The sequence below is a fragment of the Sutterella massiliensis genome (genome assembly GCF_016899755.1).
In the GTDB taxonomy this organism is placed as follows: Bacteria; Pseudomonadota; Gammaproteobacteria; order Burkholderiales; family Burkholderiaceae_F; genus Sutterella; species Sutterella massiliensis.
In genome coordinates this window covers 1-418 of record NZ_JACJJC010000308.1, presented here as the reverse complement: position 1 = coordinate 418, position 418 = coordinate 1, and the positions used below count along the sequence as shown (strand labels likewise).

Below are 418 nucleotides of genomic sequence, written 5' to 3'. Positions count from 1 at the left end.
TCATTATATAAAAATTTACTGATCATGCCTTTGCAAAAGAACCTGCGGAAAGCCACTCTCATGTACAGTTGAAGACTTTTTTGCCTGAACTTGAACTGCTTCATTGTCATGGCAGGTGCACCGTGTCTAAACACTAGCGTCACAATTTCGTGACCATCTCTTCATCGCCATGTAAACAAAGCTTCACGCGCCCTCCCTAAGCTACTCGGCGAGTCCGAAATCAAGCGGACATAGCCACAGCGCGGAGGGCCGTATGCCAGCAGAAGTCTCTTTAGAGCACCTAACGAAAGCAGTCGACGGGAAAACTATTCTCAACGACATTAACCTCACGATTCATCCGGGCGAATTTTTGACGCTTGTCGGACCGTCTGGATGCGGCAAGTCGACGCTTCTACGCATCATCGCAGGACTCTCGGAT

1 protein-coding gene is annotated in these 418 nt (G+C 48.8%); it reads left to right on the top strand.

The window, feature by feature from the left end; translation table 11 throughout:
• Nucleotides 1–253 precede the first annotated feature (253 nt).
• Nucleotides 254–418 (top strand): ATP-binding cassette domain-containing protein (locus tag H6A60_RS12695; RefSeq protein ID WP_205105210.1); only part of this gene is annotated, 165 nt, incomplete at its 3' end.